Source organism: Aequorivita sp. IT1183 (assembly GCF_058068265.1).
Genome location: NZ_JBYRHS010000003.1, coordinates 549424 through 574264, shown reverse-complemented (window position 1 = coordinate 574264; position 24841 = coordinate 549424). Strand labels below are relative to the sequence as shown.

Annotated in this window: 14 protein-coding genes; 12 read left to right on the top strand and 2 right to left on the bottom strand. The window is 37.6% G+C overall.

The genetic code is table 11. The annotated features are described in order from the left end of the window. The first annotated feature begins 86 nt into the window (after window positions 1-86). From recN to AC3RVF_RS08190, 12 genes are all read left to right on the top strand, one after another. Window positions 87-1739, top strand: coding sequence for a DNA repair protein RecN (gene recN / locus AC3RVF_RS08245; RefSeq protein WP_489693156.1), 1653 nt, complete (start codon window positions 87-89; stop codon window positions 1737-1739). 71 nt (window positions 1740-1810) lie between these two features. Beyond that, complete coding sequence (locus AC3RVF_RS08240) at window positions 1811-2629, top strand: enoyl-ACP reductase FabI (protein WP_489693155.1); 819 nt, start codon at window positions 1811-1813, stop codon at window positions 2627-2629. A 149-nt stretch (window positions 2630-2778) separates the two neighbouring features. After that, the gene (locus AC3RVF_RS08235; RefSeq protein ID WP_489693154.1) at window positions 2779-6480 is read left to right on the top strand and encodes a T9SS type A sorting domain-containing protein; all 3702 of its coding nucleotides are present in this window, start codon (window positions 2779-2781) and stop codon (window positions 6478-6480) included. Window positions 6481-6985: 505 nt separating this feature from the next. Then, window positions 6986-10126 (top strand): choice-of-anchor J domain-containing protein, encoded by a 3141-nt coding sequence (locus AC3RVF_RS08230; protein ID WP_489693153.1) that lies wholly within the window; start codon window positions 6986-6988, stop codon window positions 10124-10126. A gap of 498 nt (window positions 10127-10624) precedes the next feature. After that, window positions 10625-14338, top strand: coding sequence for a T9SS type A sorting domain-containing protein (locus AC3RVF_RS08225; RefSeq protein WP_489693152.1), 3714 nt, complete (start codon window positions 10625-10627; stop codon window positions 14336-14338). Window positions 14339-14487: 149 nt separating this feature from the next. Continuing rightward, window positions 14488-16125: a T9SS type A sorting domain-containing protein gene (locus AC3RVF_RS08220; protein WP_489689417.1), complete on the top strand. Its 1638-nt coding sequence runs from the start codon at window positions 14488-14490 to the stop codon at window positions 16123-16125. Between the two features lie 373 nt (window positions 16126-16498). After that, window positions 16499-18001: a T9SS type A sorting domain-containing protein gene (locus tag AC3RVF_RS08215; RefSeq protein WP_489693151.1), complete on the top strand. Its 1503-nt coding sequence runs from the start codon at window positions 16499-16501 to the stop codon at window positions 17999-18001. 70 nt (window positions 18002-18071) lie between these two features. Then, on the top strand, window positions 18072-19073 hold the full coding sequence (locus AC3RVF_RS08210) for a glycosyltransferase family 2 protein (RefSeq protein WP_489693150.1): 1002 nt from the start codon (window positions 18072-18074) through the stop codon (window positions 19071-19073). A 26-nt stretch (window positions 19074-19099) separates the two neighbouring features. Then, the gene (locus AC3RVF_RS08205) at window positions 19100-20050 is read left to right on the top strand and encodes a CdaR family protein (protein WP_489689420.1); all 951 of its coding nucleotides are present in this window, start codon (window positions 19100-19102) and stop codon (window positions 20048-20050) included. A 33-nt stretch (window positions 20051-20083) separates the two neighbouring features. Then, on the top strand, window positions 20084-20671 hold the full coding sequence (gene coaE, locus AC3RVF_RS08200; protein WP_489693149.1) for a dephospho-CoA kinase: 588 nt from the start codon (window positions 20084-20086) through the stop codon (window positions 20669-20671). A 73-nt stretch (window positions 20672-20744) separates the two neighbouring features. Further along, window positions 20745-22304 (top strand): sensor histidine kinase, encoded by a 1560-nt coding sequence (locus tag AC3RVF_RS08195; RefSeq protein WP_489689422.1) that lies wholly within the window; start codon window positions 20745-20747, stop codon window positions 22302-22304. 4 nt (window positions 22305-22308) lie between these two features. After that, window positions 22309-23025, top strand: coding sequence for a response regulator transcription factor (locus AC3RVF_RS08190; protein WP_489689423.1), 717 nt, complete (start codon window positions 22309-22311; stop codon window positions 23023-23025). 39 nt (window positions 23026-23064) lie between these two features. On the opposite strand, the gene miaA is transcribed toward AC3RVF_RS08190, so the two are convergent. Both miaA and AC3RVF_RS08180 read right to left on the bottom strand, forming a co-directional pair. Next, window positions 23065-23982, bottom strand: a complete 918-nt coding sequence (gene miaA / locus AC3RVF_RS08185) for a tRNA (adenosine(37)-N6)-dimethylallyltransferase MiaA (RefSeq protein WP_489689424.1) — start codon at window positions 23980-23982, stop codon at window positions 23065-23067. Then, entirely contained in the window at window positions 23982-24830 is an 849-nt protein-coding gene (locus AC3RVF_RS08180) for an ion transporter (protein WP_489689425.1), read from the bottom strand. Before AC3RVF_RS08180 ends, miaA begins: the two co-directional genes overlap by 1 nt. Window positions 24831-24841: the final 11 nt, after the last annotated feature.

The following is a 24841-nucleotide window of genomic DNA, read 5'->3' as shown; positions in this document are numbered from 1 at the left end:
CTTTAAATTTATAGATTCAAAGGTCAAATTTGATTACTTGAATTTGAAAAATCTAACGTCTCACTTCTAAAATCTAACAGCTAAATTTGATAACCAGCCTTGCCATAAAAAATTATGCGCTTATTGAAGATATTCGCGTGGATTTAAGTGAGGGTTTAACCATTATTACTGGTGAAACAGGTGCTGGAAAATCAATTATCCTCGGGGCTTTGGGGCTACTTTTAGGAAAACGTGCAGATTTAAGCAGCGTTAAAGATCCTGCTCTAAAATGTGTAATAGAGGGACATTTCCAAATAAAAAATTACGGATTACAAAATGTTTTTGACGATAATGATTTGGATTACGAATCCCTTACCATTATTAGAAGGGAAATATTGCCGGGCGGAAAATCACGAGCTTTTGTAAACGATACTCCGGTAGCATTGACGCAACTGCAGGCCTTGGCGCCGTATTTAGTAGATGTACATAGCCAGCACGAAACTTTGGAAATTGTTTCCGAAACATTCCAAATGGAAGTAATAGATGCGCTGGCGGGAAATTCTGAAGACTTGAAATCGTACCAGTTTCAATTTGAAGATTATAAAAAGATTTCAGAAAAACTGTCAGCTTTAAAACTTCAAAAGGAAAATGCTTCAAAAGAGCTTGAATTCAATACTTTTCTTTTTAATGAACTTCAGCAAGCAGGTTTAAAAAACTTGAACCAAGAAGAGCTTGAAGAAACCTACGAAACGTTGAATAATGCCGAGGCAATACAGGAAGCGCTTGCCAATGTTGACCGACTAATTGACGAAGAACAAATTGGCGCTTTGCAAACCGCAAAAGAAGGGCGTATTGTTTTGGGCAAAATCAAAGAATTTTCAAAAAGCTTTGATGATTTTTGGCAACGTTTAAATAGCGTTATTATTGAAATGGAAGATATTTCGGCCGAAATAAGTAAGGCTGCGGAAGCAATAGAGGCAGACTCCGAAACGCTTTCACAAATAAATGAAAAGTTACAAACGCTTTATAAATTACAACAAAAACACTCCGTTGCCACCGTTGCTGAACTAATAGCATTAGAGGAGCAATTGGAGGAAAAAGTGAATATTACACTCGGATTAGACGAGCAGATAATAAAATTAGAAAAGCAGAAAAATGCCTTACGCGAAACTGCTTTAGAAATAGCGGGAAAACTTCATAATAAAAGAATGGAGGCAATTCCAATTCTTAAAACGAAGTTGGAAGAAACGCTTTTTCCTTTAGGATTGCCAAATGCACGGTTTCAGTTTGAACTTACTTCTTCTGAAACATTTAAAAGCAACGGAACCGACGCGTTACAATTGTTGTTTACTGCAAATAAAGGACTAGCTTTTGGGCCATTAAAAAAAGTAGCCTCGGGTGGGGAAATGAGTAGAATTATGCTCGCAATTAAAGCGGTTTTGGCCGAATACAAAAAATTGCCAACCATTGTTTTTGATGAAATAGATACAGGTGTTTCTGGAGAAGTGGCTAATAAAATGGCGGTAATAATGCACCAAATGAGTAAATCGATGCAGTTGTTAAGTATTACGCATTTACCGCAAATAGCCGCAAAAGGCGACCATCATATAAAAGTTTACAAGGAAGACAATAACGAAGTAACTGCTACCTATCTTAGAATTTTGAACAAAGATGAGCGCATCGTGGAGATTGCAGAAATGCTTGGTGGCAAAAATGTTTCGGAAGCGGCAATAGCAAATGCGAAGGAATTATTGAATTAAAATGTATCTTTACTCTTCTGTTAAAAATTGAAAAAATCAAAAATCTATTCAACCATAAAATACATTAAAACATGTCTTATAACTTACTAAAAGGAAAACGGGGAATCATTTTTGGAGCATTGGATGCTAATTCCATAGCTTGGAAAACCGCAGAGCGCGTTCACGAGGAAGGTGGAAAATTTGTACTTACAAATGCGCCAATTGCACTACGTATGGGCCAGATAAAAGAGCTAGCAGATAAAACTAACTCTGAAGTTGTTCCTGCAGATGCAACAAGTATTGAAGACTTGGAAAATTTGGTAGCTAAGGCAACCGAAATTTTAGGAGGTAAATTAGATTTTGTGTTGCACTCTATTGGAATGTCTGTAAACGTTCGAAAAGGCAATCACTATACAAATCAGAATTACGATTTTACCCATAAAGGTTGGGATATTTCGGCTGTTTCGTTTCATAAAACGATGCAAGTACTTTACCAAAAAGATGCGATGAATGAGTGGGGGAGCATAATTGCACTTACTTATATGGCTTCGCAACGTGTTTTCCCAGATTATAATGATATGGCAGATAATAAGGCATATTTAGAAAGTATTGCACGTAGTTTTGGTTATTTCTTCGGAAAGGATAAAAAAGTTCGTGTTAATACTATTTCACAGTCGCCAACACCAACAACTGCAGGTCAAGGAGTTAAGGGTTTTGATGGTTTTATAAGCTATGCCGATAAAATGTCGCCACTTGGAAATGCAACTGCCTTGGATTGTGCTAATTACACCATTGCGATGTTTAGCGACTTGACAAAAAGAGTAACTCTTCAGAATTTATATAACGATGGAGGTTTTTCAAACATGGGCGTCAGTGATGGCGTTATGGAAGCTTTTGTAGAAGGAAGGTAGTTTTTTCTTTCATAAAATTAATTTAATCCTGTCCAGATTTTCTGTGACAGGATTTTTTTTATTCTTGACAGAAGTAGTTGGTGTATTCACTTGCGTTTAACGTTTTTTTTGATACTTTTAGGGACATATTAACTAAAATTTATCTAATTATGAAAAGAAGTACTCTTATGGGGTGTTTTGTTGGCCTACTAGCGCTGACGATGCAAGCCCAGATTGTTCAACCTTCTATCTCGACGACCCAACAGGGCACGACAAAAATAGAAGACCAAAAAAAGGCCGGCACCTCAATTGAGGATTTGTTGGTAAGGTATAATAGAGTCGGAAATCAAAGCGGTTCTATTTCCGACCATTTTACAATGGAGGAGCAACGAATGTTGCGTACACATTTTAGTAACAAATTACCTATTGCAACAGAGGCTGCGAAAAAGGCGCAATACACTCCTTTGTTCGTGACTACAGACTATACTGATAAATTCGGTAATTCTACAGGGATTGATTACTCTATAGAAAACAGAATTGTTTCTAAACAAAAAACACCACTATTTGTTTCTCCCGAATCTTTTACTGCTGAAGAAGAAGCTGAAATTCTGGCGGCTTCTATGAGTAGAACAAATACTACTGTACAAAATTATACAACAACTCAACGAAGAGGAATTCTTTCTGACATTGTACCTACAGCCGGAGCTGTTGAAAGTTTTGCAGTATCTGCTGGAGATTTCTTTTTCGATCCATCAGATGGTACTACTGGAGGTCCAGGTGGAGATTGTTCAACTACTAGCTCGGGAAATCCTGGAGATTACCCTAACTGTGGTTGTATTACTACAACTACCTTAACAGGGACTGATTTATCTGTAGAATTCTTATCATTTAGAATTTTTGGAACTTTTGATTTCTTAAATATTTATGATGGTCCAGATACGAGTTCACCTCAAATATATAATAGTAATTTAAATGGTGATACAGATACATTAGCAGGTATGATTGTCGCTAATGGTTCAGGGGTTTTTACTTCTACTTCAGGCGCATTAACATTTGAATTTAGTGCTACAACTGTAGTAAACACTTGTGGATGGGAAGTTGAAGTACTTACCGCTGGCGGCGGCGGAGGCGGCGGAGGCCCTTCTGTAGTTTATGGTCTTAATTTACGTGCAGGATCTTGTTCAACAGATTTTGGAACTTTTCCATTAGCAGGACCATATAATATTGCACCTATAAGCAACACAATAACACCAATTTATGGTGGTGATTTTGATGGAAGCGGTACATTATATGCATTTAACGGCACTGCAGCAACTTTGTTAACCTTAGACACAACCACAGGTGCTGAAACAACGGTAGCACCAGTAACAGGATTACTTGCTGGAGAAGGTTTAAGAGGTATTGCCTGGAACGAAGCTGATAGTACAATGTACTTAATGGCAGGAGCTGGTGATGTTGGATCTGTTTATACGGTTAACCTTACAACAGCTGTAGCTACTTTAGTAGGAAGCACAACTATTGTTGGATGGGTTCCTATTTGGTTGGCAATAGACTCTACTGGAAATGCTTTTATGGCAGATGTTGGATTAGACAGCCTTTATTCAGTGAGTTTAACAACTGGTACAGCTACCTTAGTGGGAGCATTAGGTATTAACATCAATTTTGCACAGGATGCAGATTTTGATCCAGATACAGATATCCTTTATATGGGAGCATATTTAGGTGGTGGAGTAAATGTTTTTGCTTCTGTAAATACTACAACTGGCGTTGCTACTTCATTGGGATCAGTTAACACTGATTGTGCTGAAATGGGAATAGTAGCCTTAAAAGGCACCAGTGGCGGTGGTGGCGGTGGTGCCTTAACTACGGTTTACGGTATCAACAATTCTAACCAAAATTTAATTGGTTTTGGAGTAGCAACACCAGGAACTACTGAAGTTTTTGGAACTTCTCCTGTTACTGTCAACTTTGAGAACGCTGGAGCTATTGATCCTGCAAACCCAACTACTGGGTATGCACTTGATAATGCAGGCCAATTTTATTCTTTTGACGTTACTTCAGGTTTCTATACTTTGTTAGGAAACATCGCAGGTGACTGGGTAGGTATGGAGTTTGACCGTGTTAGCGGTACGCTTTATGCTATTGCTGGTGCAGATCTTTATACTATCGATCCAGTTGCAGTTACTGCAACATTGATAGGCGCAACAGGTATTAACCCAAGCGATCTTCCTATAGCCCTTGCTATTGATGGAGCTGGAGTTGGATATACTTATGAAATAGTAACAGACAATCTGTATTCTATCGATCTTGCTACTGCAACTGCTACATTAATTGGCAATATTGGTTTTGACGCCAATTTTGGACAAGGAATGTGTTACGACCCAACAACCGATATGGTTTATATGTCGGCATTTAACGGTGCTGCATTTGCGGCTGAATGGCGTTCAGTAAATACAACTACTGGAGCAACTACTTTAATAGGTGAAATTATTACTCCAGCAACCACAACTCAGGTAGCTTGGTCATCTATAGGAGAAACACTTCCTCCTCCATCATGTCCAGAACCAACAAACTTGGTTGTAAGCAATATTACTGAGACAACTGCGGACCTTGCTTGGAGTGCCGAGCCAAATGCCAGTAATGGTTATGTTTGGTATGTATTCCTTGAGGGAGCAAACCCAGCTGTAGACCCTGCGGTATCCACAGGCACAACAGTAGCTGGTACAACAACTGCAACCGCTGGCGGTTTAACAAACGGTATTGCATATGATTTTTATGTAGTTGCCGATTGTGATGTAGATGGCTTAAGCTCTTACGCAGGTCCTGTTACTTTTGAAACTTTAATTACTCCACCAGCATGTGGTGGTAAGTTTTATGATACGGGAGGTGCAGCAGGCGACTATGAAAACAATGCAAACGTAACAACCACTATCACGCCTACAAATGCTGGCGAATTGGTTACAGTAACGTTTACATCTTTTGAAGTAGAAACTGGATGGGATGCACTTTATGTTTATGATGGCCCAGATGCTTCTGCTCCAATAATTTCTAGCGGTAACCCAGCAACTAATGGTGGTTTCCCTGCAGGAGGATATTATGGAACAACCAATCCTGGTCCATTTACATCTTCGCACGCAACTGGTACATTAACTTTTGTATTCTTGAGTGATGCTTCGGTACCACAAGCAGGATGGGAAGCAGATGTTACTTGCGCGCTTTCACCTCCACCTAACGATTTAATCGTGAATTCAATAGATGTAGATGAAATAGGGTTCCCTTATACTGACCCTGCTGTGCATATGCCAGCTGCAACTACAGAAGGTGGCAATCCACTGAATTGTGATCTTACTGGAGCAAATGGTGTTTGGTACAATTTTGTAGCTGGTGGCGATGGCCAAGCCAATGCAATGATTGTTACTCCTGGTGGAGCTAGTTCTGTAACGTTCTACACTGCACCAGACGAGAATGCTACCGAGACTGATCTTGTATTGGTTCCACAGAACACTAACCAATGTGCTCCTGGCACTTCTGCATCTATATATACACTTGCAGGTCAGGCTTACTACGTTTTTGTATTGAACAGTGGAGCTATTACCGATATCGTTATCGACGGTACTAACCTTAGTCTTACAGAAAATACCCTAACAGGATTCAGTTATTATCCGAACCCAACTAGTGGTATTTTAAACCTGAAGAGTGTTGACAACATCGAGCACGTATCGCTGTACAACATCTTAGGTCAGATTGTGGTTAATAATCGTGTAGACGCTACGACTTCACAGATTGATATCTCTGGACTTAGTACGGGAACCTACCTAATGAAGGTAACGGTGAACGGACAAACAGGGACTTACAAAGTGTTGAAGGACTAATTCTAAATCACTAATTATATTACTAGAACCACCCGCCATTCGCGGGTGGTTTTTTTTTACAACCTGTTTTTATCGTTTTTTTTTTGAAATTTTCAGTGTGGCTTGTGAATTTAATTAATATCTATTAATTATTTACAATTCGATTTTAAGGAATAAGTCGTACAATGTTATATTTTAAAGTGGTTTTATATTAATATTAGTTTTATCGATAAGCAATTCATTATAAGTGTTTTAAGGAATTAATTTCATTTTATAATTTCTATCTCGAAGCCTATTGAGATGCAAAATATTTTTTGACTTTATCTCTCTTGAATAATTTATCGACCAAAATTACTTCGGCGTATAATGATGCCTAATAAGGGTTTGGACCTTTACGTTTAATTAAATAATAGTTTAATATTGTCTATTATAATTTAATTCATGCAGTCAAAAACTTTGAATTGTGCTTTTTTTAGAATAGCTTTAAATTCTTAAAAACTATACATTTAACTAAACCATTTTAATTATGAAGAAAATTACCATGTTAATTTTTGCCTGTATCGGTATAATAGCTACCGTTGAGGCTCAATTTATACAGCAGAACGCCTTGGATTACGGATCTAAGACTACTGTTGTTGAAAATAGACAACAGATGGGTCCATCAGTGGCTCAAACGAATGTGACGCAGTCTGCCACTTTCGATTCAGAAAATTTAAATACACAAAGTGTAGGTCAAAGAATACCTCAAGCCACACTTCTTACAGAAGGCTTTAATGACATTACAACATTACCAGGAGCTGGTTTCAGCTTTGTGAATGTAAGCGACACTCCAGGTTCAACAGGGTGGTTTCAAGGTAATGCCACTGTTTTTCCATCGCAAGCAGGAGCAGCAACTGCCTATATTGGAGCTAATTTTAATAATACAGCGGGTAGTGTAATCAACAACTTTATGATAACACCCCAATTAAATTTGGAAAATGGTGACGAAATTATTTTTTGGACTCGTACTGTAACCGGGAGCACTTTTCCAGATAGATTGGAAGTACGTATAGATCCTACTGGAGCGAATACAAATCCAACGGGTCCAGCTAGTGTTGGCTCGTATACAGGATTATTATTAGAGATAAACCCTACATTGGTTACAGGAGTATATCCAGAAGTTTGGACACAATTTACGGTTGTTATTACTGGCCTTACAGGAGCAATTGATACAAGGGTTGCTTTTAGATATTGGGTTACCAATGGTGGTCCTGCTGGAAGTAATTCAGATTATATAGGAATAGATTCTTTATCTATTGAAGAAGGTACTGGTGGTGGAGGTGGTACCGCTTGTGGCAGCCCTTTATTGGAAGTTAATCAAGATATAGAAGATACTTGTATGGCTACTATCTCACAAGGTGATTTGGCTCAGTCTTACATTCCAACAGAAGCCGAATCTGCTGGTGCAGGTATTAAATTTACGGCGGCATCTACAGGGCTTGATGTGGATCTTTCCTTATGGGATGGTCTTCCGAATGCTGGAGGAATAATGTTAGCTAGTGGAACTTCCCAAACGGATGGTACTGTATGGACCGATGTATTTTGGGACCCTGTAGTTAATGTTACAGTTGGTACAACATATTATATAGTAATAGAGGGTGATGTTAATTTACCATGTATTGCGGGATCTACAAACAATCCATATCCTGATGGAAACGTTTTTGCAAATCCAGGTTATAATCCATTTCCAAATTTTGATTATACTTTCAGAACTTATAGTTGTGATGGTGGCGGATCTACTTGCGTAAGCACAGCTTACGATAGTACAGCCGTTCCGTTTGATATTGATGGCGCAGGAAATTCAACAGCAGATTGTACAAACGCTCCGAACCTTATACCAATTACTGTAAGTGAAACAGGTATAATAGGCTCTGGTGCAACTCTAGAAAATATTACAATAGATATAGCACATACCTTTAGTGCAGATTTAGACCTTTATCTTGTTTCGCCAAGCGGAACAGAATTGTTACTTGCAAATGACCTTGGTGGAGGCACAGATGATGGATACAATGGAACTATGTTTGAAGACGGTGGTGCAGATATTACACTTGCCGCGGCTCCTTTTGGCGTTGGACCTTACCAACCTATGGGCGGTACATTTGCAGCTGCTTTTGCAGGTGAAGATATTGCAGGTGTTTGGAATTTTAAAGTTTGTGATGATGCAGGTGGAGACACTGGCCAAGTATTACAGTTCTCAATGTCTATTTGTGTGCCTCCTGTTTTCACAAATGATGATTGTGCAAACGCAATTGCATTGGCTTGCGGCGACAGTGTTGTAGGTGAGACTTTGACAGCGACAGATTCTGGCGGAAATGCTGCACCAGACGTGTTCTACAAATTTACTGGTAGCGGTGCGTCTCAGTTAGTTACTATTTCACTTTGCGGTGGTGGTACTGACTATGATTCTCTACTCCGTGTATTCGACGATTGTGATCTTCTGAACGAATTAGCTTTAAACGATGACTCTTGTGGTCTTCAGAGTGAGTTAACCTTCGTTTCTGATGGTACATCTACCTATTATATTATGGTTGAAGGCTTCGGTTCTAGCTCTGGAAACTTTAGTTTAGATGTTAGTTGTGCTGATCCACTACCTAACGATGAATGTAGCGGCGCTATAGCAGTAAGCTGTGGTGGTTCTGTTACAGGAACTACAATAGGCGCAACTACAGATACTAGTGCTCCCGCTTGTGGACCTGGCATTACATCGCCAGGTGTATGGTACTCATTGAACGATAACAGTGGTCTTCCAGGTGAAATTACTTTATCACTATGTAACGGAACAGATTTCGATTCTAAAATATCAGTTTATAGCGGAACCTGTGCAGCCCTAGTTTGTGTTGATGGCAACGATGATGCCTGTGGACTTCAGTCAGAAATTACTTTTGCGAGTGATGGGAACACACAGTATTATATCCTTATCCACAGCTTTGGTGGTGCAACGGGCAACTTCACAATGGATGTTACTTGTACACCAACACCTCCGCCAAACGATATGATAGCAAACTCTATTGATGTAGATGAAATAGGCTTCCCTTACACAGATCCTTCTGTTGCGATGCCAGCTGCTACTACAGAAGGTGGCAATCCACTGAATTGTGATCTTACAGGAGCAAATGGTGTTTGGTACAATTTTGTAGCTGGTGGCGATGGCCAAGCCAATGCAATGATTGTTACTCCTGGTGGAGCTAGTTCAGTAACGTTCTACACTGCACCAGACGAGAATGCTACCGAGACTGATCTTGTTTTGGTTCCACAGAACACAAACCAATGTGCTCCTGGCACTTCTGCATCTATATATACACTTGCAGGTCAGGCTTACTACGTTTTTGTACTAAACAGTGGAGCTATTACCGATATCGTTATCGATGGTACTAACCTTAGTCTTACAGAAAATACCCTAACAGGATTCAGTTATTATCCGAACCCAACTAGTGGTATTTTAAACCTGAAGAGTATTGATAACATCGAGCATGTATCGCTGTACAACCTTTTGGGTCAGATTGTGGTTAATAATCGTGTAGACGCTACGACTTCACAGATTGATATCTCTGGACTTAGTACGGGAACCTACCTAATGAAGGTAACGGTGAACGGACAAACAGGGACTTACAAAGTGTTGAAGGACTAATTCTAAATCACTAATTATATTACTAGAACCACCCGCCATTCGCGGGTGGTTTTTTTGTAGCATTATATTTATTCAGAAATATTAGTCAAGTCCAGAATATCTCGATTAGGACTGCTATTTATTATTCTTCAATTGTAAGCGAAATTCTGATTAAATGTTAGAGTTAAATTCTACTTGGTTGAACTTATTATTTTCTTTAATTGATTGCTTTTTTGGTTTTAAGGGTCAATTAAATTTTTTAATGAACTTCAGATTTAAAGTTTCGAATTTCAAAAAAACTTTTGTTTTCTCTTCATTTTTTCAACAATCTCAATGCAGGCAAGCTTTTTATAGTATAATTACGATCAATTATTAGGTTGAAATGGGTGTAGGTAACTGGTTAGTAGATAAATATATTTGATCAAAATTGAATTCTTACAGTCAAAAACTTTGAAATGTGTTTTTTTTGGAATAGCTTTAATTCCTTAAAACTGAGCATTTAACTAAACCACTTTAATTATGAAAAAATTTACGATGTTAATTTTATTACTGTTGTTTTCGGCCAGCTATGGTCAGCAACCGATAATAAAAACGAATGGTGAAAACAATCCCATTCAATTAAATCAACAGCAAAAAACGAGTGCTGTTATGTCTTCAAACGTTACTAACGTTCAGAATAAAGGGGATAATAATCCCATTGTTTACAAGAAACAAAAATCTAATTTTCAATTTGTAACTCCTGAAGGTCGCTCTGCTACTTATCAAGAGAGCGTTGCTCCTGTGCAAAGAAATATGTCTGGAACAACGTCGATGAGTACTTCAAATAATTCACGGAGAACTATTTTAAATCCTCCTGCTGGAACTGCATCAAGAAATACGCAGTCTAATTCAGTTAATAATAATTTGGCGCCTGTGACTATTACACACAGTAATACCCAGAATATTGTTGCTAATAATTCAGTAACTTGTAATGCGGGTGGTATTCCTGATCAAAACAGTTTTTTCAGAGCTTTTAATTTAGCGGCCGATTTTGGTATCACGGATTCTTTTGATGTAAGCAATGCTGAATTTGCGGTGGAAGCTGTTTCTGGTCCAACCAATTTGACTATAAATATCTATTCTACAACAACTGTTTTCCCAGGTGGATATCCAGGTTCTGCTACGCTTCGCGGAACAGCTAATTATGTTTCAACTGTTGCGGATGCTGGAATCGTGGTTTCAGTTCCAATTACTGCAACTATTCCTGCGGGGGCAATTATGATATATGAGCTTAAGATAAACGCTGGTGCAACTTTCTCGTGGTTCCCTGGTTCCAATACTAGTGGACAAACTGGAGTTTCTTGGATTATGTCTGCTGCATGCGGTATCACTTCTCCTACAGATCTAGCGGCAATCGGATTCCCGAATCAGCATATGGTTATGAATATTGTTGGAGAAGAAGCTGGTGGTGGCGGAGCATTCCCAGCTCCTTATTGTGGACCGCTTGATTTTACTTCAAATGTTGAACCTATTACTTTAGTAGATGTAGCAGGAATAAGCAATGTTTCAAGCGCAGTTCTAAACGGTACCCCAGATCACGAAGATTTTACTGCTATTAGCGGCAATATGGAAGCTGGAATGAGTTACCCGGTTGCCTTAGAAGGTAATACAGACGGAAACTTTACAAACCGATTTGTTGTATTTATTGACTGGAACCAAAACGGTGTTTTGAACGATGCGGGAGAAGTATATGAAATAACAGATCTTCTTGTCAACTCTACAGGAACCGATGGTCAGCAATCTAACGGAACCATAGATGTTCCCGCTGGTGCTATGGTTGGAACCACAAGAATGAGAGTTAAGAAACAATTTGGGACGACTAATTATTTAAACCCTTGTTTGGCAACAGGTTTTGGCCAAGCGGAGGATTACTCTATGAATGTTACTGCAGCCGGTGGAGGCGGTGGTGTTTGCGGAACTCCGATACTTGAAATAAATCAAGATTCTACTAATACATGCATGGCTAATATTACACAAGGTGGGTTGGCACAGTCTTATATTCCTTTAGAAGACGAATCTGCTGGAGCAGGAATAATGTTTACAGCTACATCTACAGGACTTGATGTGAATTTATCCTTATGGGATGGACTTCCAAATGCGGGCGGAACAATGTTAGCTAGTGGAACCAGTCAAACCGATGGTACCGTTTGGGCCGATGTATTTTGGGATCCTGTAGTAAATGTTACGGTTGGTACGACATATTATATTGTTATTGAAGGAGATCCTACTTTACCTTGTATTGCGGGTGACACAACTAATCCTTATCCTAATGGAAATGTTTTTGCTAATGCAGGTTATACTCCATTTCCAGATTTTGATTATACTTTCAGAACTTATAGTTGTGATGGTGGTGGTGGCTGTCCAATTGTTAGTGACTGTAACTTAATTGACACTACTCCAGACGATGCTACAAGCCCTGATATTTGGGACAGACCTTTTGCAGATGGAACATGCTGTTCAGGTTTAGGTCCTGTATCATATGACGTCTACGGTCCATTTACCGTTGATGTTACTGGTCTTTACACTGTAGACAGTGATCAAGATGGAGGTGCTTGGGATGGTTATATTTTCATATATGAAACTTGTTTTGATCCATTAGATCAAACTACAAACTTTGTGGCTGGTGATGATGATGGCCCTGGTGGAATAGGAACTTCTCAAATATTAGATGTTAGCTTAACAGCAGGTACAGAATATTATTTAATTACAACTGGCTTTAGCGCTGGTGATTTTGGAGACTTTACAAATGCTATTTCAGGTGTTGGTACAGTTAGTTGTGGTGGTCCTGTAGTGACCTATGATGATTGTGCTGGTGCAATAGCGCTTGCTTGCGGCGACAGTGTTGTAGGTGAAACTTTGACAGCGACAGATTCTGGCGGAAATGCTGCACCAGACGTGTTCTACAAATTTACTGGTAGCGGTACGTCTCAGTTAGTTACTATTTCACTTTGCGGTGGTGGTACTGATTATGATTCTCTACTTCGCGTATTCGACGATTGTGATCTTCTGAATGAATTAGCTTTTAACGATGACTCTTGTGGTCTTCAGAGTGAGTTAACCTTCGTTTCTGATGGTACATCTACCTATTATATTATGGTTGAAGGCTTCGGTTCTAGCTCTGGAAACTTTAGTTTAGATGTTAGTTGTGTTGATCCACTACCTAACGATGGTTGTAGCGGTGCTATAGCTGTAAGTTGTGGCGGTTCTGTTACAGGTACTACTGTTGGTGCTACTGTAGATACTGCACCCACTTGTGGTACTACTATAACTGCTCCTGGAGTTTGGTACTCATTGAATGATAACAGTGGTCTTCCAGGTGATATTACCCTATCACTATGTAACGGAACAGATTTCGATTCTAAAATATCAGTTTATAGCGGAACCTGTGCAGCCCTAGTTTGTGTTGATGGCAACGATGATGCTTGTGGACTTCAGTCCGAAATTACTTTTGCAAGTGATGGGAACACACAGTATTATATTCTTATCCACGGCTTTGGTAGTGCAACGGGCAACTTCACAATGGATGTTACTTGTACGCCAACACCTCCGCCAAACGATATGATAGCAAACTCTATTGATGTAGATGAAATAGGTTTCCCTTACACAGATCCTTCTGTTGCGATGCCTGCTGCTACTACGGAAGGTGGCAATCCACAAGGTTGTGATCTTACTGGAGCAAATGGTGTTTGGTACAATTTTGTAGCTGGAGGCGATGGCCAAGCCAATGCAATGATTGTTATTCCAGGTGGAGCTAGTTCAGTAACGTTCTACACTGCACCAGACGAGAATGCTACTGAGACCGATCTTGTATTAGTTCCACAGAACACTAACCAATGTGCTCCTGGCACTTCTGCATCAATTTATACTCTAGCAGGTCAGGCTTACTATGTTTTTGTATTGAACAGTGGAGCTATTACCGATATCGTGATTGACGGTACTAACCTTGGTCTTACAGAAAATACCCTAACAGGATTTAGTTATTATCCGAACCCAACCAGTGGTATTTTAAACCTGAAGAGTATTGATAACATCGAGCATGTATCGCTGTACAACCTTTTGGGTCAGATTGTGGTTAATAATCGTGTTGGCGCTACGACTTCACAGATTGACATCTCTGGACTTAGTACGGGCACCTACCTTATGAAGGTAACGGTGAACGGACAAACAGGGACTTACAAAGTGTTGAAAGACTAGTTCTAAATCACTAATTATATTACTAGAACCACCCGCCATTCGCGGGTGGTTTTTTATTTCCGCAACTGTTTATTTCGCGGTAAAACTTTTGTTTTATAGTACTTTTTTATATACTTTTAATGCAGTTTAACTAAATCCTATAAATAATTATGAAAAAAATTACACTTCTTTTATCATGCTTTGTAGCATTTACAGGGCTTGTGAATTCACAAAGTATTGCTGATTTACCAAATGTGGTAAACAATCCTGTTCGTACCGCTCCAGCACCAGCTGCGTATTTTAATAATACCAATGCTGTGCCTGTGGCAGATGGCGTTCAAGGGATGAATACTACTCCTTTGAATCCAAACCTTCGTATTCCTTTTACTGGGACCTATGGCGATCCTGGAAATAACGCAGTAGCTGCGTTGGTTTATGATAATGGCCTTGTATATAACTTACCTGGACCACCTCCTGTTAGTTTGTTACAAGATACTTCATTAGGAATGTCATTATTCGGTTTTGGAGCTCAGTTTACAGCTGGAAATAGTATGGCTGATGATATGGTATTAACTGGAGATTTCGACATTACATCTATTGATGTTTATGCTTACCAAACTGGTTCAGCACCTCCAACTATGACGGGTCTTTACTTACAAGTTTGGGATGGAGATCCTAGTGGTGGTGGAGCTTCAGTTATCTGGGGTGACCTTACAACCAATGTTCTTTCTAATAATGTTACTTCTGGTGCATTTAGACAATTAGAAAGCGCTCCTGGTGATACAAACAGAGAAATTCAATTAGTTACAGCAAATACTGCTGGACTTTCTCTTACTGCGGGAACCTATTGGATTGAATATAGCTTTGAAGGTTCTGGAGCTTCTGGACCTTGGGCACCACCTATTGTAATTACAGGAAATGCAACTACAGGAAATGCTATGCAAAATATAGCTGGAACTTACGGTCCTGCTATGGACACTGGATCAGGTGCACCTCAAGGTATGCCATTTCAAGTTTATGGTGATCCTGTTGGCGGTGGCGGTGCTTGTACCGAAGAGAACCCTAACGATGGTACTTTCGAGAATGGCTTTAACTGTTCATCTACAACTGCTTTTCTTACTGCCAACGATGTAACTGTTGCAGCAGATGAAAACTTCACTTTGAATAACATTACTGCTAGTATTTTTGCTAATGGTGGAATTACAAACGTTGATGTTAACTATTATGACGATGCAGCTGGTCTTCCAGGAACAATAATTGGTTCTGAAGCCTCTGTTACAATCGACAACCAAACAGTTATTGGTGCTAACTTCGGTTTTGATGTTAACGAAATTGAGTTAAGTGTTACACCATTTACCTTTGCAGGACAAGCTGGCGTTCCTACTACATACTGGATTGAACTTTCAGTTACAGATGGTGGAGCAACAGGCAGTGTATTCTGGGTTGTTACTTCTTCTACTATGGAAGGAAATCCTAGTGCTCAGTTTGATGCTGGTTGGGGTATTCCAGATCCACTTATGGATGGAGTTTATATCTGGAGTGGAGATTGTGATGCTTTAAGTGTTAGTGAAAACGCACTTGCAGGTTTCTCTTATTATCCAAACCCAGTGACCGAAGTTCTTTCTTTGAAATCGGTAAGCAATATAGAATCAGTTTCTATTTTCAATCTGTTAGGTCAGCAAGTGTTGCGCACTGATATTGGTGCTACAACATCTGATATTAACCTTTCTGGACTTACTACAGGTAGCTACATTATGAAAGTTACTGTAAATGGACAAACAGGAACCTATAAGATTTTGAAAAACTAAACTTTTTATAATCCTATTGAAAAGCCATCCACGAAAGTGGGTGGCTTTTTTTTTACTGCAAAATTACATTGCATAAAATAATCACTTAAAACCTCGAATATAGTCCCATTTGCAAGGCTGATGCATATGTATAGTAACTACAAAGTATATTATGGAACGTAGGTAATAGTTGAATATCATACAATCCCACTAAAATATGTGGAGAAAAAATTAATACTACTGCTACTACATAACTTTCATCATAGATTTACTACCTAGACCACGTTAATTTTATACAATCTTCATAATTATTCTTAAATTGTTTAGAATAAAACTTTGAAGACAAACTTATTTTGAATATCTTTAGTAGTAATTAACATTAAATTATAATATTATGAAGAAAATTACTATTATGATGTTCTTTTTTGTTGCTGCTATTGGATTTAGCCAGGAACAAATTAAGATGCTCGGAACTAATAATCCGGTTGAATTTGAGCAACAAAGAACCGAAGTAAATCCAACAACAATTTTACCTTCCAATGCAACACCGGTAACGGACATTGTTTTATTGGGTAATAACAATCCGACTTATTTAGCTGTTTGTACAGAAGAGAACCCTAACGATGGTACTTTCGAAAACGGCTTTAACTGTTCATCTGCATCAGCCTTTATGACTGCTAACGACGTTACTGTAGCGGCTGACGAAAATTTCACCTTAACTAATATTACCGCTAGTATTTTCGCAAACGGTGGCATTACAAACGTGGATGTTAATTATTATGATGATGCAGCTGGACTTCCAGGCGTTATCATTGGATCTCAAGCCGCGGCTTCTATTGATAGCCAGACGGTTATTGGTGCAAACTTTGGTTTTGATGTTAATGAAATTCAATTGAGTGTTACACCTTTTATGTTCAATGGACAAGCTGGAGTTCCTACCACATATTGGATTGAATTGTCAGTTACTGACGGTGGTGCAACAGGTAGTGTATTTTGGGTAGTAACTTCTTCTACTATGATGGGTAATCCTAGTGCTCAGTTTAATGCAGGATGGACTATTCCAGATCCTCTTATGGACGGGGTGTATATGTGGGAAGGAGATTGTGATCCAATTGGAGGAGGAGGCGGAGCCTGCGACGAAGAGAACCCTAACGATGGTACTTTCGAAAATGGTTTCAACTGTTCATCAGCATCAGCTTTTATGACTGCTAACGACGTTACTGTTGCAGCTGGCGAAAACTTCACCTTGAATAACATTACTGCTAGTATTTTTGCTAATGGTGGAATTACCAACGTTGATGTTAATTATTATGATGATGCAGCTGGTCTTCCAGGCGTTATCATCGGATCTCAAGCCTCTGCTACAATCGACAACCAAACTGTTATCGGCGCTAACTTCGGTTTCGATGTTAACGAAATTGAGTTGACCGTTGCTCCTTTTACTTTTATGGGACAATTGGTATTGCCAACCACTTACTGGATCGAACTTTCAGTTACAGATGGTGGAGCAACAGGCAGTGTATTTTGGGTAGTAACTTCTTCTACAATGGAAGGAAACCCTAGCGCTCAGTTTAATGCTGGTTGGACTATTCCAGATCCACTTATGGACGGAGTATATATCTGGAGCGGAGATTGCGATCCTATTTTAGGTGTTAGTGAAAACGCACTTGCAGGATTCTCTTATTATCCAAACCCAGTGACCGAAGTTCTTTCTTTGAAATCGGTTAATAATATAGAATCAGTTTCTATATTCAATTTGTTAGGTCAGCAAGTGTTACGCACTGATATTGGTGCTACAACATCTAATATTAACCTTTCTGGACTTACTACAGGTAGCTACATTATGCAGGTTACTGTAAATGGACAAACAGGAACCTATAAGATTTTGAAAAACTAAATTTTTATAATCTAATTGAAAAGCCATCCACGAAAGTGGGTGGCTTTTTATATTTGATTAACTTTGACCGATGCAAATAAGCTATTCCTTCATAATCCCTGTATATAATCGCCCACAAGAAGTTAAGGAGCTTTTGGATAGTTTTATAGGTTTAGATTTTGGAAGTGATTTCGAAATAATTATTGTAGAAGATGGCTCCACGGAAACTTCGGAAAAGGTTATAGCGGAGTTCTCTGAAAAGCTTTCTATTTCATATTACTTTAAACAAAATTCAGGCCCAGGAGATTCACGAAATTATGGCATGAGTCGGGCAAAAGGTAATTACTTCATAATACTGGATTCCGACTGTTTGTTACCTCCGCATTATTTGTTGGTTGTAGACGAATTTCTTCATAAAAATTATTTTCATTGTTTTGGTGGGGCAGACGCTGCTCACGCCAATTTTACTCCTTTACAAAAGGCGATAAATTACGCAATGACTTCATTTTTAACTACTGGCGGAATTAGAGGAAATACAAGAAGCGTTAATAGTTTTGAGCCCAGAAGTTTTAATATGGGAATTTCAAAAGAAGTTTTTCTAAAAACCGGCGGTTACTCAAAAATTCATCCCGGAGAAGATCCCGATCTTTCTCAGCGTATATTAAAAGCGGGATACAATACTACCTTTCTTCCAAATGCTTTTGTTTATCACAAACGAAGAATTTCGTGGGAAAAGTTTTATTTACAAGTTAAAAAATTTGGATTAGTACGTCCAATTTTAAATAAATGGCACCCTTCCGCTTCTAAAGTAACATTTTGGTTTCCAACACTTTTTGTAGTATTCGTAATTTTCTCAGTTTTGTTTGCCATATTTTTTACTCCGCTGTTTTTATTGCCAATATTATCTTATTTAGTCTTAATTTTTATAGATTCTAGCATAAAGAACAAAAGCGTCTATATTGGTCTACTTTCTTTACGAGCTGTATTTGTTCAGTTTTTCGGGTATGGCATCGCGTTTTTTAAATCTAGCTTTTTAATAAACTTTCTAAAGAAAGATCCACAGAAACAATTTCCCTTTTTATTTTTTAAGTAAATTTATTGATGGTGAATAAAACTAGTATGACTAAAGGAATCTTTAAGAAGAATAAAAATATAAAAGTGAAGCGATTCCTTTTCTTTTTATTAATCGCTGCTATTTTTTGGGTTTTAACGAAGTTTAGTAGAGAATTTACTTCGACTATGGTCGCCAAAATTCAATATGAGAATATTCCAGAAACCACTGCGCTATCTGATGAAAATCTACACGAAATCACCTTCGATCTTACGGCAAATGGTTTTGAAATTTTGTTTTACAAATTAAAGAAACCTACAATTGATGTACAAGTAGGTGATTTTTATGATAAAGAAGAGGATCACTTCACCATTAATAAAAGCAATTTAACCAGGATGGTATCTTCTAATTTTAATAGAAACTTGGCGATTAAAAATCTCTCTATTGAAGAACTGAATGTAGCTTTAGATCCAATTGTTTTGAAAAGAATTCTGGTTGTACCCAAGGCAAATCTTAGCTTTAAAGATGGCTTTAAGCCTATGGACAGCATAAAAGTAGTTCCAGATTCCGTAACCATTTCCGGACCCTCCGGTAGTTTGAAAAAAATAAACACAATTGGAACCGAAGAGATTTTAATAGAAAATATTGAAAAGAATATTTCAAAATCTGTTAAAGTGGTTAGCGGTAATTCTGAAATTGTTTCTATAAAACCAAATATGGTAACGGTAAGCCTGGATGTTGCCGAATATTCCCAAGGAAAATTTATACTTCCAGTTGAGGTTATAAATTTACCACCAGATTTGGAAATTAAATTGGTGAGTGCTTCCGTTACAGTTTCATTTGATGTATCGGTAACTGAATTCTCAAAAATTTCGAAAGAAAACTTCAGGGTAATATGTGATTATTCTAAAAGAAACAAAGAAGGGAATTTTATGCTTCCCGTTTTAGATAAAAAACCGTCCAGTATTCTAAATGTAGTTTTTGAACCTAAAAAAATCGATTTCTTTATCTTTAAATAAATCGAAAAATAAATTCACAAAAGTTTAATACTAATGAAAATTGTAGGCCTTACCGGCGGAATTGGGAGCGGGAAAACAACTGTGGCAAAAATGTTTTCTGAACTTGGTGTGCCTATATATATAGCCGATGTGGAAGCAAAGAAACTTACCAATACATCGAAGATTATTCGTCGTGAATTAATTAAACTATTAGGCGAAACAGTTTATAATGAAACGGGTTTAAATCGAGCATATGTTGCAGACAAAATTTTTAATGATAAAGATTTGCTGCAAGCGGTTAATAAAATTATTCATCCTAGGGTTGCTGCACATTTTAAAAAATGGGCTTCAAAGCAAAATGCTGCTTACGTAATAAAAGAAGCTGCTATTCTTTTTGAAAATGGTAGTTATAAAGATTGTGATTCTATTATTCTTGTTACTGCGCCCAAGGCAACTAGAATAAATCGTGTTTTAGCTCGAGATAATTCTTCTAAAGCTGAAATAGAACAACGCATGAACAATCAATGGAGCGATGAAAAAAAACGTAAATTAGCTCATGTAATCGTTGAAAACATAGACCTTGAAGCAACCAAAAAAAGAGTTGCTGAAATTCACAAATCCTTTATTTCTAACCATCCTTAAGCGTATTTCTTTCTTTTGTTAACATTTGGTTAAATAATCAATTAGCTAAATGTTAAAATCTTACTTTTGGGGAATGAACAAAAAGCTTTTCGTATTGCTGATAGCGCTGATGAGCCTCTCATTATTGGGAATAATATTTGTTCAAGGATACTGGATATCAAATGCTTACCGAACAAAAGCAGAGCAATTTACTATAAATTCTAAACAGGTTCTTTTGTCTGTAGCAAAAGAAATCCAATTAAGAGAAAACGAAGCGTACTATCAAGTTTATAGTGCGTATGTGGACAGTATTCAAGTGCCAGATAATCAAAGTTTTACTGAGTTGGCTTATCGAATTCAAAATAAAGCCACAAACGAAACTTATATTTTTACAGACGGAATTCTAGAACAAGATTATAAACTTTCCTCGGGATTTTTTGATTCAGAAATGGATAGTGTTCAGTTTAGAAAACTTACAAGTAGAAAAACAAAGACTAAAATTTCAGAAGGTCTTGATGGGCAAACAATAACAGATACACGCGTAGAATCCTTTACCAGAATGAAGGATTATGAACGTAAACAGTTTGAAGATTTTGTGAGCAATGTATCTGCAATGGTCCCAATATATAAAAGGGTAGATGAAAAAGAGGTGTGGAGCCTGATTGAAAAGGAACTGAAAGAAAGAGGTTTAAAATCTAAATTTGAATTTGCAGTTTACAGTAATAATCTAGAAACTAAAGTACGCTCTAAAAATTTTAAGCTTGATAAAGGAAGCACGTATATGGTTCCACTTTTTGTAAGTGAAAACAAAAATAATTACGAACTTTATGTAACCTTTTCTGAAAGGGAAAGGCTCGTGCTAAATAGCATTTTAGGAATGGCTATCCTTTCACTTGTTTTTACAGCAGTGATAATTTTAGCATATGCTAGTGCAATCTCACAGATTTATAAACAACGTCAGATTTCACAAATTAAGACTGATTTTATAAACAATATGACCCACGAGTTTAAAACTCCAATAGCAACAATTAATTTGGCTTTGGATTCACTTAAAAACCCAAAAGTCAAAGACAATAAAGAGTTTCTGGATCGCTATTTAGGAATGATACGGGATGAAAACAGAAGAATGAACGCACAGGTTGAAAACGTGCTTCGAATTTCAAAACTGGAAAAGAATGAGTTGGATTTGCCCAAAGATCGCTTTGATTTACAAGACATTGTTGAAGATTCCATCTCGCACGTAAGTCTTATAGTTGAAGATAGAGGAGGTTATATAAACACACATTACGGGGCATTAAAATCTGCCGTTCTTGCGAATGAATCGCATTTAACGAATGTGATAGTAAACATACTTGATAATGCTATTAAATATTCTGAAGACACACCTAAAATAGATATCTATTCAGAAAACGTAAAAAATAGTGTTATTCTCAAAATTCGAGATCAAGGAATGGGGATGAGTAAAATCGTTCAAAAGAAAATATTTGAAAAATTTTACCGTGAACACACGGGCGATATACACAACGTAAAGGGTCACGGTTTAGGTCTTGCCTACGTTAAACGTATTTTAGACGATCACGACGCGGAAATATTCGTAGAAAGCGAAAAAGGAAAAGGTAGCACCTTTATAATAAAATTACACTTAATATCTTAAAATCATGGAAACAGAAAACAAAAAAATACTTCTTGTTGAAGACGATCCCAACTTCGGAACAGTATTGAAAGATTACTTAGCAATGAACGATTATAACGTGACACATGCTAAAAACGGAATGGAAGGTTTTGAAAAATTCAAAAAAGACGATTTCGATCTTTGCATACTAGATGTAATGATGCCTTACAAAGATGGCTTTACATTAGCGAAGGAAATTCGTGAAAAAAACGAAGATGTGCCAATCATTTTCCTTACTGCAAAAGCAATGAAGGAAGATGTGCTTAAAGGTTATAAAGTAGGTGCAGACGACTACCTAAACAAGCCTTTTGATAGTGAAGTATTGCTAATGAAAATAAAAGCAATTATTCAAAGAAAAGCGACAGATTCTATTGCAGACAGCAAACAATTTGAATTTCAAGTTGGTAATTTCCACTTAAATTCTAAATTGCGCTTTTTAACTTACAATAAGGAAACTCCTATTAAATTATCTCCAAAAGAAAACGAATTATTGCGTCTTTTGGCTCTTCATAAAAACGATTTAATGCCACGGGAATTGGCACTTACCAAGATTTGGAGAGATGATAATTATTTTACGTCAAGAAGTATGGACGTATACATTGCGAAACTCCGTAAATACCTTAGTCAAGACGACGGTGTAGAAATTATCAACATCCACGGGGAAGGTTTCCGTTTGGTTGTAAAGAGCGAAGTAGACAATTAATCAGTATTCTTAGCTTAAGATAAGTGTAAAAAAACGCCCTTATAGGGCGTTTTTTTCTTTTATGAAATTAATGATTTCCGTAGGCTCAGTTTCAAAATTGAACCAATGGATGGCTTCGTTTTTTTTGAACCAAGTATTTTGGCGTTTTGAGAATCGGCGCGTGTTTTTCTTTATTTCAGAAATTGCCTCTTCTAACGTTATTTTGTTGTCAAAATATTCAAACAGCTCTCGATACCCAACTGTTTGTAATGCATTCTTGTCTTTGTGCGGAAGCAATGCTTCGGCTTCCTCAATTAATCCAGCCTCCACCATTTGGTCTACTCGAAGGTTTATTCTATTATAAATAGTTTCTCTTTCAGCGGTTAAACCTATAAAAAGCACTTCAAAATCTCGTGCAACAGCTTCTCTATTTAGGAAAGTCGAATAAGGTTTTCCCGTAGATCGGTAGATTTCTAATGCTCGTACCAATCTGTGTGGATTGCGAATATCAACTTTTTCAAAATACGCTTCATCAACTTCTTTTAATTCAGTTTGAAGCGCTTCAATTCCATTTTCGTCTAATTCAGTATTTAACTGCTGTCTAATTTCTGAAGGCACTTCTGGAAAATTATCTAAACCTTTTACAACCGCATCTACGTAAAGTCCGGAACCACCAACCATGATTGCAATCTTCTTATTGGTGAAGTAGTTAGTTAAAAAAGCAATAGCGTCTCTTTCATAATCTCCAACGGAATATTCTTCAAAAATGGATCTGTTTTGAATAAAATGGTGCTGCGCAGCACTTAATTCTTCTTCACTTGGAACAGCCGTGCCGATGGGCATTTCTTTAAAAAACTGTCGTGAATCTGCCGAAATAATTTCAGCTGAAAAAGCATTGGCAAGTGCAATTGCCAGAGAAGTTTTGCCTATTGCCGTTGGGCCAACTACACAGATAAGCAACGGTTTTTTTGAAGACATTAGGCTTCGGGATTATTATTTGGTCGCAATTCATTACCACAATTGTCGCAGAAATGAGCGCCATCACTATGTTTTGATGCGCCACAATTTCTGCAAGATTGAGAGTTTACGTGTACAAGATCATCACTAGCTTTTTTTACATATTGCGCACTTACAATACCCGTAGGCACTGCTATAACACCGTAACCAAGTATCATAATAATCGTAGCCAATAATTGCCCAGCGGGAGTAATAGGAGTAATATCTCCAAATCCAACAGTTGTAAGTGTTACGATACACCAATAAACGCTAATAGGAATATTGTCAAATCCACTTTCTGGGCCTTCAATTAAATACATTAGTGTACCAGCAATAATGGCTACTATTAGTACCGCAAATATGAATATGAAGATTTTAGCTCTGCTTTCAACAAGTGCTTTTCTAAGTTTATTTCCTTCGCCAATATATCGAGTAATTTTTAAAATTCTGAAAACACGCAAGAGTCGTAAAGCGCGAACAGTAAGTAAATAATTGCTTCCAACTAAAATAAACGAAAGGTATAAAGGTATTGTGGATAGAAAGTCGATAATCCCATAGAAACTGAAAATATAGTTTTGGGGTTTTTTTACAGTAACTATTCGAGCAATATATTCAATTGTAAAAAAAATAGTTATGATCCATTCAATTATATAAAACAAGCGATGGTATTCTATATCGATGGAATTCACACTTTCCAGCATTACAATTACCACACTAAGCAGAATCAATATCAGCAGAATAATGTCGAAAAACTTGCCCATGGGCGTATCTGCTTCATAAATTATCTCATGAGCTTTAAAACGCCAGGATTTTTTATTGGATGGTTTCAAGTTAGGGTGTT

Bases quoted from the DNA above. Each gene is read 5' to 3' on its own strand.
- AC3RVF_RS08190 (WP_489689423.1), top strand. From the start codon at position 22,309: ATGGAAACAGAAAACAAAAAAATACTTCTTGTTGAAGACGATCCCAAC.
- AC3RVF_RS08215 (WP_489693151.1), top strand. From the start codon at position 16,499: ATGAAGAAAATTACTATTATGATGTTCTTTTTTGTTGCTGCTATTGGA.
- AC3RVF_RS08240 (WP_489693155.1), top strand. From the start codon at position 1,811: ATGTCTTATAACTTACTAAAAGGAAAACGGGGAATCATTTTTGGAGCA.
- AC3RVF_RS08235 (WP_489693154.1), top strand. From the start codon at position 2,779: ATGAAAAGAAGTACTCTTATGGGGTGTTTTGTTGGCCTACTAGCGCTG.
- AC3RVF_RS08195 (WP_489689422.1), top strand. From the start codon at position 20,745: ATGAACAAAAAGCTTTTCGTATTGCTGATAGCGCTGATGAGCCTCTCA.
- AC3RVF_RS08205 (WP_489689420.1), top strand. From the start codon at position 19,100: ATGACTAAAGGAATCTTTAAGAAGAATAAAAATATAAAAGTGAAGCGA.
- AC3RVF_RS08225 (WP_489693152.1), top strand. From the start codon at position 10,625: ATGAAAAAATTTACGATGTTAATTTTATTACTGTTGTTTTCGGCCAGC.
- AC3RVF_RS08210 (WP_489693150.1), top strand. From the start codon at position 18,072: ATGCAAATAAGCTATTCCTTCATAATCCCTGTATATAATCGCCCACAA.
- AC3RVF_RS08230 (WP_489693153.1), top strand. From the start codon at position 6,986: ATGAAGAAAATTACCATGTTAATTTTTGCCTGTATCGGTATAATAGCT.
- coaE (WP_489693149.1), top strand. From the start codon at position 20,084: ATGAAAATTGTAGGCCTTACCGGCGGAATTGGGAGCGGGAAAACAACT.
- AC3RVF_RS08220 (WP_489689417.1), top strand. From the start codon at position 14,488: ATGAAAAAAATTACACTTCTTTTATCATGCTTTGTAGCATTTACAGGG.
- miaA (WP_489689424.1), bottom strand. From the start codon at position 23,982: ATGTCTTCAAAAAAACCGTTGCTTATCTGTGTAGTTGGCCCAACGGCA.